The sequence below is a fragment of the Hylemonella gracilis str. Niagara R genome (assembly GCF_000600295.1).
In the GTDB taxonomy this organism is placed as follows: Bacteria; Pseudomonadota; Gammaproteobacteria; order Burkholderiales; family Burkholderiaceae_C; genus Hylemonella; species Hylemonella gracilis_A.
On sequence record NZ_JEMG01000001.1, the window covers coordinates 1,696,975 to 1,711,100 of the forward strand.

Consider the following 14,126-nt stretch of genomic DNA (forward strand, 5'->3'; position numbering starts at 1 on the left):
GGTGGGGTGGCTGATTCTTCTACAGTGCGACGCATGCAAGTCGCTCCGCCCGACTCCTCCGTGCGCCGCTGGACCACCGATGCGGTGGCCGACGAACAACGGCTGGATTACTGGGTCGGGGCGATTTGCGAGGCTTTCCTGGAGATGGGGTGCAGTTCCAGAGCGGCGCGTCGGTTCGATGGTGAACTCACCAGCCTTCCGGTGGCCGATGTGGTGTTCAACCAGGTCATCTCCAGCACTCAGGACGTCTACCGTACGCCCACCGCCATCGCGCGCGGTGGCGCCCACCCGTATTACCTGATCACGCAGTGGCGGTATCCCTGGCAGTTGCGCCAGGGTGGGCGGTTGCTGCAACTGCGCCCAGGGGATGCCGCCCTGGTCGATTCCGCGCAGAGCTATGAGTTGCATTTTCCGGAAGCGGTCGGCTGTCTGTCGGTGCAAATCCCCCGCTTTTGGGCGGCGCGCTGGCTTGCGATGCCTGAAAGCACGCAGGCGCGCGTCGCTGCGCGCGACCAGGACTGGGGGCGCATGTTGTCGGCCCTGTGCGTGCAACTCGGTCAGCAGCCTCTGCTGGCTCGCGGCTATCCGGCGGCGCTGCTGTCAGACCATCTCGGGGCTTTGTTGGCGGCGGCATTGGAACCCGCAGTCACATCCGGTCTGCCCGCGTCGGGGCGTCAGGCTCTGCTGGAGCGCGCCCGGGACCTGATGCGCCAGCGGCTGGACGAAATCGGCCTCACGGCGGAGCGTGTGGCGGTCGAACTCGGGGTCTCGGTTCGGACTTTGCACCGTTGCTTCACCGCGGCGGATGCCAGCTTTGCCGGCACGCTGCGCCGCTTGCGTCTCGAGCAGGCCCGGGCGTGGCTGGCCCAGCCCCGCTGGGCCAGGGTGGGGGTGGGGGAGATCGGCCGGCTGTGCGGTTTTCCTGATCCCTCCCATTTCACGCGAGAGTTCCAGCAGGCATTCGGTCAGACGCCCGCGCGCTGGCGTCGCACGACGCACGGCTGACACCCTTCGCCCATCCTCTGCCCAAGGTAGGGTGCGCTGGCGCGCACGAGCAATTCGACTGGCGCTTTCAAGCCATTGCCGCCCTGCCAGCTTGCCTAAGCTGGGGTTCTGCGGTTGCACATCGCGACTGCATCATTGACGAGGAGATGGTTATGGCGGATACCTACGTTCTGGTTCATGGGGCTTGGCACACGGGCGAGTTGATGGAACCCGTCGCGCAACACATTCGGGCCCAGGGGCATGTGGTGCACTGTCCCACATTGGCAGGCAATCGGCCCGGTGATGACCGCGCACGCACCGGCCTCAGTGAAGCCGCGCAGTCACTGGCGGACTTCCTGGTGCAACGCAATCTGAGCGACATCCGCCTGGTGGGTCACAGTTACGGCGGCATGGTGATCAGCAAGGTGGCGGATCTGATGCCAGAACGCATCCGGCGGCTGGTGTACTGGAATGCCTTCGTGCCCCTGGATGGCGAATGCTTGAACGACCTTACGCCGCCGCACTACCGCACCTTGTTCGACGGCATCGCGGCCGAAAGCGGGGGCGCGGTACGCCTGCCCTATCCCGTTTGGCGCGAGGCCTTCATCAACGATGCCGACGCGATGCTGGCCGAGCGCAGTTACGCCCAACTCAATCCGCACCCCTATCGCACCTTCACGGAGCCGATCGCACTGCGCACGCCTTTGGCCGCGCTGCCGATGGGCAAGAGTTACCTCAATGGCCGCCAGGACATCGCGATGCCGCACAGCCTGCCCTGGCATCCGCGTCTGTCGGAACGGCTGGGGCTGTTCCGCCTGGTTGAGTGCGAAGGCAGCCATGAGTTGTGTTTCACGGCTCCCGAGCGGCTGGCCACCAAGATGATGGAAGCGGGGCGAGATTGAGGGCTCCCTTGATCGCGGCCTGGCCTTCCCCGGGCTTGTATCCGCTGTCATTCACGGCATAATTCCGGTTCGAGACCGCCGAGCGGCAACGCCCGGCGGTTTGCTTTTTTCTTGATGAAAACGGAGTACGACGTGGCCACCATTCCGATCACCCTGCGCGGCGCGGAAAAGCTCAAGACCGAATTGCATCGCCTGAAGACCGTCGATCGCCCTGCCGTCATCAATGCCATCGCCGAGGCCCGTGCCCAGGGTGATCTGAGCGAAAACGCCGAGTACGAAGCCGCCAAGGACAGGCAAGGCTTCATCGAAGGTCGCATCCAAGAGATCGAGGGTAAGCTGTCGGCGGCCCAGGTCATCGACCCCGCCGGACTGGATGCTGGGGGCAAGGTCGTTTTTGGCGCCACCGTGGAACTGGAAGACGAGGCCACCGGCGACAGCGTGACCTACCAGATCGTAGGCGAGGACGAGGCTGATCTGAAGCAAGGCCTGATCAACGTCAGCAGTCCGATCGCGCGCGCGCTCATCGGCAAGGAGGAGGGTGACACGGCGGAAGTCCAAGCCCCGGGGGGGGTGAAGCGCTACGAAATCGTGGCGGTGTCCTACCGCTGAACCTGGTACGCAACGAACCAGCTGTGACCGTCATGCAACGCCTTCTGTTTTCCCTTCCGGCCTGGGCGGCTGCCTTGTGGTGGGGCAGCCTGACCACCATCGGCTTTCTGGTTGTGCCCCTGCTGTTCCTGCATCTGGATACGCCCGCCATCGCGGGACGGATGGCTGCCCGCCTGTTCACGGCACAGACCTGGGTGTCCGTGTCCTGCACACTCTTCTTGCTCCTGGCGTCCCGGACGCGCGGCGATGAGGGTAGGTCGGCGCCGCAGTCTGCGTTGGCATCGGCGCGCTTACCCATTCTTGCGGGTCTGCTGCTGGCATTGTTGGTCGAGCTGGTGGTCGCGCCCCGCATCGTCGCACGCGAGAACCTGGCACTGTGGCACCGTCTGGGCACCGGTTTTTATGTTCTGCAGTGGCTGTGCGCGGGGTGGACGTTTTGGCGCATGAGCCGACCCCTCTCGATCCATTCGGGCTAAGTGGGTGGGTTGGGCCTGGGCGCTGTCCCGCGCAGCTGCATGCAGTGTGAGTGCGGCTCAGGTCTGGCTGCGTTTCTTCACACTGGCCGGGCGCGGTTTCTTGGCCCGTTTGATCTTGCCGCCCGGGGTCAGGCGCTGGTTGCCCAGCACGCGCAGCACCTTCACCTCAGGGCGTTGTCCGCCCTTCTTGCTGAACTTGAGCACCTTCACATCGCGCGGACCCGGTCGACGGTCCTCGTCTATGGTTCGCTCCTTCTCGGGGATGGGGCGCCAGAGCACCAGCAGTTTGCCGATGTGCTGGATCGGCGCCGCGTTCAATTCGTCGGCCAGGGTGGCCAGCATGCTTTCGCGTTCAGCACGGTCGTCGGAAAAGACCCGGACCTTGATCAGACCGTGGGCCTTGAGCGCGGCGTCGGTTTCCTTCTTGATGGCAGGCGTGAGGCCGTCGCCACCGATCATGACCACGGGATCCAAGTGATGGGCCTCGGCGCGGTGTTCCTTGCGTTGGGCGACAGAAAGTTGAATGGCTGGCATGAGGCTATTATCCCTTGGATATGAAAGTACAGACCAAGAGCAAAAAGGTCAACAAGGCATGGCTCAACGACCATGTGAATGACCCTTACGTCAAGCTTGCTCAGAAAGAGGGCTATCGCGCGCGCGCGGCCTACAAACTCAAGGAAATCGATGAAACCCTGCGCCTGGTGAAACCTGGGCAGGTCATCGTCGATCTGGGTTGCGCGCCGGGTGCATGGAGTCAGTACCTGCGGCGTCGTCTGGCGCCTCAAGGTGCGGCGGTGGGGGAACTGAATGGCAGCGTGATCGGCCTGGACCTGTTGCCCATGGAGCCGATCGAAGGCGTGCAGTACATCCAGGGAGATTTCAGAGAGGCCGAGGTGGTGGCGCAGCTGGAGGCGCTGCTTCAGGGGCGCCCCGTGGACTTGGTCGTCTCCGACATGGCGCCCAATCTGTCCGGCGTGGCCTCGGTGGATACAGCGCGGGTGGAGGAATTGGTGACGCTGGCCATCGATTTTTGTCGCGCGCACCTCAAACCCACGGGCAGTCTGGTGGCCAAGGTGTTCCACGGTAGTGGCTACAACGAACTGCTGCTTTTGTTCAAAAACAACTTTAAGACCGTGAAGCCGCTGAAGCCCAAGGCCTCCCGTGACCGGTCATCCGAGACATTTCTGATCGGTACGGGCCTGAAATCGGGCTGAATAGTCGGTATGCATCACCAAAACCGGTCATGGCCCGGGAATCCCGTGCCTAAGCGGGGGCGATGAAGCCCCTGCGCAGTCAATGGCCGTCTCGGTGATTGGCTATCGGGCGGTGGCTTGAAAGCCCTAAAATGAATCCAAACTAGTTCCCCGCAGGATATCCCTTTCAGGAGTCACACTTGAACAATCAATGGTTTTCCAAACTCGCCGTCTGGCTGGTGGTGGCACTGGTGCTTTTCACCGTGTTCAAGCAGTTTGACTCTCGTGGCTCGGGGGCCACGGCCTCCATGGGTTACTCCGATTTTCTCGAGGAAGTTCGGGCCAACCGCATCAAGAGTGCCATCATCCAAGAAGGCCCGAGTGGCACGGAGATCCTCGCCACCACGACGGACGATCGCAAGGTGCGTACCACGGCCACCTACCTCGACCGTGGCCTGATTGGCGACCTCATCAATAACGATGTGAAGTTCGACGTCAAACCGCGCGAGGAAGGCTCGCTGCTGATGACCCTGCTCGTGAGCTGGGGCCCGATGCTGCTGCTGATCGGCGTGTGGATCTACTTCATGCGCCAGATGCAGGGCGGCGGCAAGGGCGGCGCCTTCAGCTTCGGCAAGAGCAAGGCGCGCATGCTGGACGAGAGCAACAACCAGGTGACTTTCGCCGATGTGGCGGGTTGCGACGAAGCCAAGGAGGAAGTGACCGAGGTGGTGGACTTCCTCAAGGACCCTCAAAAGTTCCAGAAGCTGGGTGGGCGTATTCCGCGTGGCCTGTTGCTGGTTGGCCCCCCGGGCACGGGCAAGACGCTGCTGGCCAAGGGCATCGCCGGCGAAGCCAAGGTTCCGTTCTTCAGCATATCGGGCTCGGACTTCGTGGAGATGTTCGTGGGCGTGGGCGCGGCCCGGGTGCGCGACATGTTCGAGAACGCCAAGAAGAATGCGCCCTGCATCATCTTCATCGACGAAATCGACGCCGTGGGGCGTCAGCGTGGCGCCGGCCTGGGTGGTGGCAATGACGAGCGCGAACAGACCTTGAACCAGATGCTGGTCGAAATGGATGGTTTCGAGACCAATCTTGGTGTCATTGTCGTGGCCGCGACCAACCGGCCCGACATCCTGGATTCCGCTCTGCTGCGGCCAGGCCGTTTTGATCGCCAGGTCTATGTGACCTTGCCCGACATTCGCGGCCGCGAGCAGATCCTGAACGTCCACATGCGTAAGATTCCGATCAGCCAGGATGTGGCGCCTGCCATCATCGCCCGCGGTACGCCCGGCATGAGCGGTGCCGATCTCGCCAACCTCTGCAACGAGGCCGCGCTGATGGCGGCGCGCCGCAACGCGCGCAACGTGGAAATGCAGGACTTTGAGAAGGCCAAGGACAAGATCCTCATGGGCCCCGAGCGCAAGAGCATGGTCATGCCCGAGGAAGAGCGCAGGAATACGGCCTACCATGAAAGCGGTCACGCCCTGATCGGCAAGCTGCTGCCGAAGTGTGACCCGGTGCACAAGGTGACCATCATCCCGCGTGGTCGTGCGCTGGGCGTGACCATGAGCCTGCCCGAGAAGGATCGCTACAGCTACGACCGTGAGTACATGCTGAACCAGATCAGCATGCTGTTCGGCGGCCGCATCGCTGAAGAAGTGTTCATGAACCAGATGACCACTGGCGCTTCAAATGACTTCGAACGCGCCACCAACCTGGCACGCGATATGGTCATGAAGTACGGTATGAGCGATGCGCTGGGCCCCATGGTCTATGCTGAGAACGAGGGCGAGGTCTTCCTGGGCCGCTCGGTCACCAAGACCACGAACATCAGCGAGCAGACCATGCAGAAGGTCGACGCCGAGGTGCGCCGCATCATCGACGAACAGTACAAGCTGGCCCGCAAGCTGATCGAGGACAACGCCGACAAAATGCACGCCATGGCCAAGGCTTTGCTGGATTGGGAAACCATCGATACCGAGCAACTGGACGACATCATGGCTGGCAAGGAGCCCCGCCCGCCCAAGGACTGGACGCCCAAGACCAAGGATGCGGCCCAGTCCGACGGTGGTGATGCGGGCGGTGCTGCCGTCGGTTCGCAGCACGCACCCACGGTCGCATGAGCGAGGCCGTGCATGGAGTTCAGTGAGGTGCCAGCGATCGCAAGTTCAAGTGGTGTGCCGCCTTGGGTGGACCACGGTTGGACCATGGTGCAAGGCTGACAGCTGAGGCGATAATCGTCGACGGGGCAGGGAACCCAGGTTTCCGCCCCGTTTGTATTTTTGATCTTCATGTTCTGGCAAACCACCCGGTATCGCATTGATCTGTCGGCGCCACGGATCATGGGTATCGTCAACGTCACGCCCGACTCCTTTTCGGATGGCGGATGTCATGCGGATGCTCAGTCGGCACTGCGGCACTGTGAACGTCTGCTGAAGGACGGTGCCGATGTTCTCGACATCGGTGGTGAATCGACCCGTCCTGGCAGTCCATCCGTACACCTGGAAGAAGAGTTGGCGCGCGTGCTGCCCGTGCTGCGCGGCGCGCTCACGCTGGGGGTTCCGATTTCGGTCGACAGCTACAAGCCCGAGGTGATGCGGGTGGCGCTGGACCTGGGGGTGGACATCCTCAACGACATCTGGGCCTTGCGCCAAGAGGGCGCCGAGGAACTGGTGGTGCGTCACCCCTCCTGTGGGCTTTGCCTCATGCACATGCACCGTGACCCTCAGACCATGCAGACCGCGCCCATGGAAGGCGACGTGGTGCCCCAGGTGCGAGCGTTCCTGGCGGAAACCGCCCGCCGACTGCGCACGCGGGGAGTCGCGCCCGAGCGCATTGTGCTGGATGCTGGTATCGGCTTCGGTAAAACCGTGGGGCAGAACTTCGCATTGCTCGCCCGCCAGGCCGAGTTGTCCGCGCTCGGCTACCCGTGGCTTGCGGGTTGGTCGCGCAAGTCGTCGTTGGGTACGGTGACTGGCGTGGCTGCGGCGGCCGAACGCTTGGTTCCCAGCGTTGCCGCGGCCTTGTTGGCCGTGGAGCGCGGCGCAGCCATCGTGCGCGTCCACGACGTGCGAGAAACCAAGCAGGCCTTGCAGGTGTGGGCGGCCATGCGCGCCCAGGAAATCAAAGGACAACCATGAGCAACAGAAAATATTTTGGAACCGATGGCATACGTGGCACCGTGGGCCAAGCTCCCATCACGCCGGATTTTGTCCTGCGCCTGGCCCACGCCGTGGGGCGCGTGCTCAAACGCCATGAACCTGAAGCCGCCACGCGTCCTTTGGTGCTGATTGGCAAGGACACGCGCATCTCCGGCTACATGCTGGAAAGCGCGCTGGAGTCGGGTTTCAACTCCGCAGGCGTGGACGTGCTCCTGCTCGGGCCCTTGCCCACCCCGGGAGTGGCTTACCTGACCCGCGCGCAGCGTGCGAGCCTGGGCGTGGTCATCAGCGCCAGCCACAACCCCTATCCGGACAACGGTATCAAGTTCTTCAGCGCTGCGGGCTCCAAACTGCCCGATGAATGGGAGGCCGAAGTCGAGGCGGCCCTGGAAGAACCGCCGCAGTGGGTGGATTCCTCTCGCCTGGGGCGCGCGCGGCGCCTGGAGGACGCGGCGGGGCGCTACATTGAGTTCTGCAAAAGCACCTTCGCGGGCGATCTGACGCTCAAGGGCGTCAAGATCGTTGTGGACTCGGCGCACGGAGCGGCCTACCAGGTGGCGCCCAAGGTATTCCATGAATTGGGCGCGGAGGTCAGCACCATCGGCGGCAACCCGGATGGTCTCAACATCAACCAGGGCGTGGGTGCGACCCATCCGGAAGCGTTGGTGGCTGCCGTCCAGGAGCAGGGTGCCCACTACGGCGTCGCCCTCGATGGGGACGCGGACCGCCTGCTGATGGTGGACGCGCAAGGCCGTCTCTACAACGGCGACGAGTTGCTTTACCTGATGGTGAATGAACGCCTGAGCCGAGGGGAACAGGTGCCCGGTGTGGTGGGCACGCTGATGACGAACATGGCCGTGGAAGTCGCGCTCAAGCAGCGTGGTCTGCAGTTCGTGCGCGCCAAGGTGGGGGACCGGTATGTGCTGGAGGAACTGCTCGCGCGCGGGTGGCTGCTGGGTGGCGAGGGCTCGGGGCATCTACTGGCGCTCGATAAGCAGACCACCGGGGACGGACTGGTGAGCGCCTTGCAGGTGTTGCAAGCCTGCGCGCGCGGCAAGCAACTGTCGGAGTTGTTGTCGGAGGTGCGCCTGTTCCCGCAGACGCTGATCAATGTCCGCATGGATCCCCGCCGCATGCCCGACTGGAAGACGGCCTGGAAAACCCATGCGGGCTTGCTGGCCGCGCAACGGGCCGCCGAGCTGGAATTGGGCGAGACAGGTCGCGTGCTCATCCGCGCCAGTGGCACCGAGCCGCTCCTGCGCGTGATGGTCGAGGCGCGTGACGCGACGCAGGCCCTGTCCTGTGCCGAACGCATCGCGGCGGCCTTTCAGGTTTGATGGACCTGATTGACGCCAGGCTGTCCGGCGCCATGCCCAGCGTCCAGGGCGCGCCGGGCATGGGCGGCCGGAACGGGGTCAGTCGGGGGTGGGCTGTTCCGCGCTGTTGTGGAAATTTCCGAAGAACGCGGCGCTCAATTCATCGCTCTTGAAGGAGCGCACGGACATCATGGTCTGCATTTCCGTCAGCCAGGAGCTGATGTACTTGTAGGTGGACACCTTGCCGTAGTCCTGCGCCATCTTCAGCAATGCGCCAGCGTCGAACTTGTGGATCAAGGCGCGGACGTCCCGCTGAATCGTGCTGGTTTCTTCGGTGAAGAAGTCCGTGTTGTTCAGCAGATCGATCAACAGGAACTCCGCCGTGATTTGCCCAGGGTAGCGCGAGCGGCGACGGATGTCGTAGGTCACCTCGCCCAGGCGGAATATGCCATGGCGCTTGCGGTTGTAGACCAGGTGCATATCGAACTTGGGCGTCAGGTTCAAACCCAGCGTAAGGTATTCCTGCCAGGGCAGCAGCAGAAAATCGTGGATGCCCAGAAAACCCTCCAGCAGCGACTTGCTGGTCAAGGGGGAGTAGTTTCTGGGTGAGGCGCCTCGGTAGTGGTAGAGGCCTTGGGTGATTTTTTCCAGCGCACCTTGTGCAACGAGTTGTCGAATTCGGTGGTCCGTGAAAACCAGATCACAAACCAGATCCTCTCGGCGATAGACCTTGCCTGGTTCCAGTTTCTCTTCCACGTTTTTTTCGCTTCTGTCCATGGTGTGTTGCTCCTTTCCCTGCGTGCAATGAAGTCGCGTGCCTGATGACAGACACGCGGCGGACACCAACGAACGACCTGCGAAAACTGTGGGCCAGTTTTTTGAGTATTCAGTTTATAAAACAGATTGGCATATCTGTTATCGATAGAGTAGCGGTGCGTCAACTTTTCCGCAACAACGGGCAAGAAAAACCCCGGTCATCCGAATTCATCAGGATTGCCGTATTGTTTTTTGCATTAATGGAGGGTTTTTCCGGCGGCTGATTCAGGGTACTTTTTTGGATTCAGAGGCTGGAAAAAAACACCCTGACTTTGTGCAGTACGCACGCGGAGAAATGCATACCTGGGAGGGCTATGTCTTTCAGGGGCTGGGTACGATTGGGGAGGCATACCCCCTACCGAGATAGACCATGCAGTTCCTTCGTGCGTAGCGTAAGCGGTCCGTAAAACCAGAGACCTGGATGGACCCCGCTTGCGTAGGGGGCACGCGAGAAGCGAAAGGGCGGCTTAGCGGAGTTGTATTTTTGCACCGCCCTCGTGGGCGATGCGTCCGCACAGGTAGGTCCAGACAAAAGCGGCGGCGGCCTGGCTGCTCAGCTCCGCGTGGTCGTAGGGCGGAGCGACTTCCACGCAATCCATGCCGACGAAGGGGAGATCAGCCAGTTCCTCCAGGATGCTCAGCACCTGGTTGCTGCTCATGCCGCCAGGTTCCGGGGTGCCAGTGCCAGGTGCGTAGGCCGGGTCCAGACAGTCGATGTCCAGCGTCAGGTACATCGGTGGATGGTCATGCTGGGCCAGACGCTCCCGGATCGCGGCCAGCAAGGGGGCCAACTGGCGCGGGCTTTCCAGCCCGCGCAGATCCCGACCCGTGAAAATCTGCCCGCCTTGTTCGCGCACGTAGTCACGCGCGGCTCGTGCGCCCGAGGATCGGATGCCGATCTGTGTGAAGCATTCCGGGATGACCAGTCCTTCCTGGATCGCCTCATATACCCAGGTCCCATGGCCGCTGGGTTCCCCGAAATGGTCCTGCCAGGTGTCGCAATGCGCGTCGAAATGGATTACCCCCAGCGGTCGACCTAGCCACTCGCGGTAAGCGCGCAACAGGGGCAGCGTGATGGAATGGTCTCCACCCAGCCAGCACATGTGGTGGGCACGCAGCAGCGGGTCGACCAGCGGCACCATCGCGGCGCGCATGGCCGACAGGCTGGTGTTGGGCAAGGGCAGATCTCCCGCTTCTCCAACTTTGCCCAGCGGCGTGACATCGAAGTGGGGGTGGATCGCGTCGCACAGCATGTGGCTGGCTTCGCGGATGGCGCGTGGGCCGAAGCGTGCACCAGGACGGTTGGTCACCGCGCCATCCCAGGCGATGCCGGCCACCGCATACGGCGTGGCGGCGCTGATGGGGGCGGCCTTGAGGAAAGCCGTGTGGGCGAGAAAAGCGAAGGTCATGCGTGGATTGTCGCAGCGCGCTTTCCTGAGTTTGCGGCTGGACTGTCCTCGAACCGCCCGCGCCGCTGCAAGCAGCAAGGCCACCTCGCGGTGGCCTTGCGGGAACCGTCCCCGGAGAGGACGATGGATCAGGCGGTTTGCTTGGCTTGAGCCTGGTTGGCTGCCAGCGTGGGCTTGATACTGGCTTGCGCATCGGAGATGGCCTTGGCCTTGGCCTCGGGGCCCATGTTCACGCCTTCGGCGCGCACGAAGCGCACATCGGTGATGCCGAAGAAGCCGAACACGGCTTGCAGGTAGCTCTCTTGGTGTTCCAGGGCGCGGCCCATTTCGCTGTTGGAATAGAAACCGCCGCGGCTGGAGGCCACGATGACCGTCTTGCCTTGGGCCAGGCCTTCCGGGCCTTTTTCGGTGTAACGGAAGGTCCGGCCGGCTTGCGCCAGGCGGTCGATCCAGGCCTTGAGTTGACCGGGGATGGAGAAGTTGTACAGCGGCGCGCCGACGACGATCACGTTCGCGGCCAGGAACTGGCTGACCAGGCGTTCGGAGACCTCGTCCTTGAAGCCACCGCTCAGCACCTGGCCGTCCAGATGGCCGGGGGCATTGACGGCCAGATCCAGGTAGTCCACTGTGGCGCCGGGGTTGGCGGCCTTCCATTCAGCGACGATGGCCTGGGTCAGTTGGCGGGATACGGAATTGGCGCCAGTGATGGCGGAATCAACATGCAGCAGTTTCATGGCGGGTTCCTTGCAAAAAGAGGCAACGGAGTGGAAGGAGGGAATTGACGCCCTATATTCTGCTGGTGTGATGAATAATTGATAAGAATGCAAAATTGCGATTGATTGTTCTGAATTTGGGACAGTAAAGAGGTGGGAATCAAGAAATAGCGGGTCGCTCCGACCCAAAGAGGCCGTCCATGCAGGATCTGAACGACATGTTGTACTTTGCCGAAGTGGTCGAGCGCGGCGGTTTCGCGGCCGCCGGCCGGACGCTCGGCATTCCCAAGTCCAGGCTCTCGCGCCGCATCGCCGAGCTCGAGCTGAACCTGGGCGTGCGCCTGTTGCAGCGCACCACCCGCAAGCTTTCGCTGACCCAGGCCGGTGAGCTTTACCTGCGCCACTGTGCCGCCGTCCGGGACGAGGCCCAGGCGGCGCAGGACGCCTTGACCGCCGTGCAGGTGGAACCGCGCGGTGTCATTCGCGTGGCCTGTCCCATTACCCTCGCTCAGACCACGGTGGGCCATCTGGTGCCTCATTTCATGTCTCAGTACCCCCAGGTGCGCGTGGAGATGCGCGTGAGCAACCGCGTGGTGGACCTGGTGGAGGAGGGCGTGGATGTGGCCTTGCGCGTGCGTGTCTCGCTGGACGACAGCGGTAGCCTGGTGGTCAAGAATCTGGGCGAAAGCCGCTCGCTGCTGGTGGCTGCGCCCGAGCTGCTGGCCCGGCAGGGCACTCCAAAAACGGTACAGGACTTGGCGCGCCTGGACACCGTGGCCATGTCCGCCGTCGAGGGCCGCACCACGCTGCGCTTGCTCGGCCCCGAGATCCATGGCAAGAGAGCGGAGCACCTGCTGGTCCATCAACCGCGCTACGTCGCGGACGACTTGGTGACCTTGCAGCACGCCGTGCAACGGGGCATCGGCATGACGGCGCTGCCGGACTATCTGTGCCACGCAGCCCTGGCCGATGGTCGTCTGGTGGAAGTGCTGCCCGGATGGGCACCGCAGGCCGGCATCGTCCACGCCGTCTTTCCGTCACGGCGCGGCTTGAATCCCGCGGTCCGCAGCTTTCTGGATTTTCTGGGCGCCCATCTGCGCGGGCACGAAATCGTGATCGGCGCCGAGGTCTGCGTACCCTCCCTGCAGGACACCTGGTCACTTCGAGGGAACGGGCTGGCAACGACTGGTCCGGCTCCTGGCTGACGCTGGCATCGATCGCTGCGGCGCGAGGCTCGGGCCGGCCCAGGGCCCAGTCACTGGCTCACAGCCAGGGCGGGCAACCCTGGCCGCCGGAGGGCGGTGCGAACCAGACCTGGCGCGCGGCAGCCAGCACACTGTCGATCAGCGGCACGTCGATCCGTTTCTGCAGCACGGCCGCCAGTCCGCCGAGGCCTGCGCCGCCTAGGATGATGGCCTCCACGCCGTGGTCCACGCGCACCTTAAGACAGGCTTCCAACAACAAAGCATGTGCCGCTGCAGGATCGGCGCGCAACTGGGCGCCGCTCAGCGCCACCGTCTCGATGGCTGCCACACGCCCGCCACCGGCCAACGCGGGCAGCAGCTTGCGAAGCATCGGGCCCCAGGCCGCGCCACCCGTCACGATGGCGCACCGTCCTTGCCCTGCGGATTGACTCGACGCATCCATGAGCTGTACCGCTTCCAGCAGGGCCGCTTCCGCGAGGCCCGTGACCGGGCAATTCGCGGCCTCGCGCAAGGCAAAGAGCCCCGGGTCGCCGAAGCAGCCGACGATCACGCCGTCGAGAGGCGTCGCGCGTTCCGCGCTGGCCTGCCGCCAAGCCTGCAGCGCGGCATGTCCTGCCACGGCATAACCGACTTCATCGGCGATGTAGGGCGCGCCAAAGGCCGCCGTGACAGCGTGCACGTTCACATTCGCGGGACTGTTCGCGCGCACCAGGGCGGTCAGGGTTTCCGTGATCGCGGTCGTCGTATTGGGGTTGATCAGTAGCAGCTCGCGCATGGCTCGCATCCTATCCTAGGGTTTCGCCTAGAACCACGAGGGCACCGATGAACTGAACATGGACTCGCTCCATGACGAACGTGGAAGGAGACAGACCATGCAAGTGAAGTTCAAGGTCAACGGCATGCTCGCGAACGTTGACGTTCCTCCCAACACCCTGCTTGTGCATGCCTTGCGCGAGCAACTGCGTCTGACCGGCACCCATGTCGGCTGCGACACGGCCCAGTGCGGCGCCTGTACCGTGATCGCCAACGGCCGAGCCATCAAGTCCTGCAACACCCTGGCTGCGCAGCATGAAGGCTCGGAGATCACCACCATCGAGGGCCTGGCTCAATCCGATGGCACGCTGCACCCGATGCAGGCCGCCTTCAAGGAGTGCCACGGCTTGCAATGCGGCTTCTGCACGCCGGGCATGGTCATGAGCGCGGTGGACCTCTGTCGGCATCACCCGAAAGCGGGCGAAGCCGAGATTCGCGAGCTGCTCGAAGGCAATCTTTGCCGATGCACCGGCTACCAGAACATCGTCAAGGCCGTGCAACAAGGCCGGGCCGCGATGGCGGCATGAGT

General features: G+C 63.3%; 15 protein-coding genes. 10 read left to right on the forward strand and 5 right to left on the reverse strand.

The window, feature by feature from the left end:
- Positions 1–33: 33 nt before the first annotated feature.
- From AZ34_RS07865 to AZ34_RS07880, 4 genes are all read left to right on the forward strand, one after another.
- Complete coding sequence (locus AZ34_RS07865) at positions 34–1,005, forward strand: helix-turn-helix domain-containing protein (protein ID WP_035606772.1); 972 nt, start codon at positions 34–36, stop codon at positions 1,003–1,005.
- A gap of 152 nt (positions 1,006–1,157) precedes the next feature.
- A complete protein-coding gene (locus AZ34_RS07870; protein WP_035606775.1) occupies positions 1,158–1,886 on the forward strand; it encodes an alpha/beta hydrolase in 729 nt (242 codons plus the stop codon).
- Positions 1,887–2,018: 132 nt separating this feature from the next.
- Positions 2,019–2,495: a transcription elongation factor GreA gene (gene greA / locus AZ34_RS07875; RefSeq protein WP_035611182.1), complete on the forward strand. Its 477-nt coding sequence runs from the start codon at positions 2,019–2,021 to the stop codon at positions 2,493–2,495.
- Between the two features lie 32 nt (positions 2,496–2,527).
- A complete protein-coding gene (locus AZ34_RS07880; protein ID WP_035606778.1) occupies positions 2,528–2,971 on the forward strand; it encodes a DUF4149 domain-containing protein in 444 nt (147 codons plus the stop codon).
- Between the two features lie 57 nt (positions 2,972–3,028).
- On the opposite strand, the gene AZ34_RS07885 is transcribed toward AZ34_RS07880, so the two are convergent.
- Positions 3,029–3,505 (reverse strand): YhbY family RNA-binding protein, encoded by a 477-nt coding sequence (locus AZ34_RS07885; protein ID WP_035606781.1) that lies wholly within the window; start codon positions 3,503–3,505, stop codon positions 3,029–3,031.
- A gap of 20 nt (positions 3,506–3,525) precedes the next feature.
- On the opposite strand from AZ34_RS07885, the gene AZ34_RS07890 reads away from it, so the two are divergent.
- From AZ34_RS07890 to glmM, 4 genes are all read left to right on the forward strand, one after another.
- On the forward strand, positions 3,526–4,185 hold the full coding sequence (locus AZ34_RS07890) for an RlmE family RNA methyltransferase (protein WP_035606784.1): 660 nt from the start codon (positions 3,526–3,528) through the stop codon (positions 4,183–4,185).
- 179 nt (positions 4,186–4,364) lie between these two features.
- Positions 4,365–6,287, forward strand: coding sequence for an ATP-dependent zinc metalloprotease FtsH (gene ftsH / locus AZ34_RS07895; RefSeq protein WP_035606786.1), 1,923 nt, complete (start codon positions 4,365–4,367; stop codon positions 6,285–6,287).
- A 168-nt stretch (positions 6,288–6,455) separates the two neighbouring features.
- On the forward strand, positions 6,456–7,304 hold the full coding sequence (gene folP, locus AZ34_RS07900; protein ID WP_035606789.1) for a dihydropteroate synthase: 849 nt from the start codon (positions 6,456–6,458) through the stop codon (positions 7,302–7,304).
- A complete protein-coding gene (glmM, locus tag AZ34_RS07905) occupies positions 7,301–8,662 on the forward strand; it encodes a phosphoglucosamine mutase (protein ID WP_035606791.1) in 1,362 nt (453 codons plus the stop codon). The genes folP and glmM overlap by 4 nt, the downstream gene beginning before the upstream one ends.
- 78 nt (positions 8,663–8,740) lie before the next feature.
- On the opposite strand, the gene AZ34_RS07910 is transcribed toward glmM, so the two are convergent.
- The 3 genes from AZ34_RS07910 to AZ34_RS07925 form a co-directional block, all read right to left on the reverse strand.
- Positions 8,741–9,418 (reverse strand): hypothetical protein, encoded by a 678-nt coding sequence (locus AZ34_RS07910; RefSeq protein WP_155831744.1) that lies wholly within the window; start codon positions 9,416–9,418, stop codon positions 8,741–8,743.
- Between the two features lie 506 nt (positions 9,419–9,924).
- Entirely contained in the window at positions 9,925–10,866 is a 942-nt protein-coding gene (gene speB / locus AZ34_RS07920; protein ID WP_035606798.1) for an agmatinase, read from the reverse strand.
- Between the two features lie 128 nt (positions 10,867–10,994).
- Complete coding sequence (locus AZ34_RS07925) at positions 10,995–11,600, reverse strand: FMN-dependent NADH-azoreductase (RefSeq protein ID WP_035606802.1); 606 nt, start codon at positions 11,598–11,600, stop codon at positions 10,995–10,997.
- Positions 11,601–11,779: 179 nt separating this feature from the next.
- Here AZ34_RS07925 and AZ34_RS07930 point away from each other — a divergent pair, with 179 nt between their 5' ends.
- Complete coding sequence (locus AZ34_RS07930) at positions 11,780–12,784, forward strand: LysR family transcriptional regulator (protein WP_051509616.1); 1,005 nt, start codon at positions 11,780–11,782, stop codon at positions 12,782–12,784.
- Positions 12,785–12,842: 58 nt separating this feature from the next.
- Here AZ34_RS07930 and AZ34_RS07935 read toward each other — a convergent pair whose 3' ends face one another.
- Complete coding sequence (locus AZ34_RS07935; RefSeq protein WP_231495488.1) at positions 12,843–13,559, reverse strand: aspartate/glutamate racemase family protein; 717 nt, start codon at positions 13,557–13,559, stop codon at positions 12,843–12,845.
- A 97-nt stretch (positions 13,560–13,656) separates the two neighbouring features.
- Here AZ34_RS07935 and AZ34_RS07940 point away from each other — a divergent pair, with 97 nt between their 5' ends.
- Positions 13,657–14,124 carry a (2Fe-2S)-binding protein gene (locus AZ34_RS07940; protein WP_035606808.1) on the forward strand — a complete coding sequence of 156 codons (468 nt, stop codon included), beginning with the start codon at positions 13,657–13,659 and terminating at the stop codon, positions 14,122–14,124.
- The last annotated feature ends 2 nt before the right edge of the window (positions 14,125–14,126 follow it).

Excerpts from the sequence above, each read along its gene's own strand:
- AZ34_RS07865 (WP_035606772.1), top strand. The coding sequence starts at position 34 with ATGCAAGTCGCTCCGCCCGACTCCTCCGTGCGCCGCTGGACCACCGAT.
- AZ34_RS07870 (WP_035606775.1), top strand. The coding sequence starts at position 1,158 with ATGGCGGATACCTACGTTCTGGTTCATGGGGCTTGGCACACGGGCGAG.
- AZ34_RS07880 (WP_035606778.1), top strand. The coding sequence starts at position 2,528 with ATGCAACGCCTTCTGTTTTCCCTTCCGGCCTGGGCGGCTGCCTTGTGG.
- AZ34_RS07885 (WP_035606781.1), bottom strand. The coding sequence starts at position 3,505 with ATGCCAGCCATTCAACTTTCTGTCGCCCAACGCAAGGAACACCGCGCC.
- AZ34_RS07890 (WP_035606784.1), top strand. The coding sequence starts at position 3,526 with ATGAAAGTACAGACCAAGAGCAAAAAGGTCAACAAGGCATGGCTCAAC.
- folP (WP_035606789.1), top strand. The coding sequence starts at position 6,456 with ATGTTCTGGCAAACCACCCGGTATCGCATTGATCTGTCGGCGCCACGG.
- glmM (WP_035606791.1), top strand. The coding sequence starts at position 7,301 with ATGAGCAACAGAAAATATTTTGGAACCGATGGCATACGTGGCACCGTG.
- AZ34_RS07910 (WP_155831744.1), bottom strand. The coding sequence starts at position 9,418 with ATGGACAGAAGCGAAAAAAACGTGGAAGAGAAACTGGAACCAGGCAAG.
- speB (WP_035606798.1), bottom strand. The coding sequence starts at position 10,866 with ATGACCTTCGCTTTTCTCGCCCACACGGCTTTCCTCAAGGCCGCCCCC.
- AZ34_RS07925 (WP_035606802.1), bottom strand. The coding sequence starts at position 11,600 with ATGAAACTGCTGCATGTTGATTCCGCCATCACTGGCGCCAATTCCGTA.
- AZ34_RS07930 (WP_051509616.1), top strand. The coding sequence starts at position 11,780 with ATGCAGGATCTGAACGACATGTTGTACTTTGCCGAAGTGGTCGAGCGC.
- AZ34_RS07935 (WP_231495488.1), bottom strand. The coding sequence starts at position 13,559 with ATGCGCGAGCTGCTACTGATCAACCCCAATACGACGACCGCGATCACG.
- AZ34_RS07940 (WP_035606808.1), top strand. The coding sequence starts at position 13,657 with ATGCAAGTGAAGTTCAAGGTCAACGGCATGCTCGCGAACGTTGACGTT.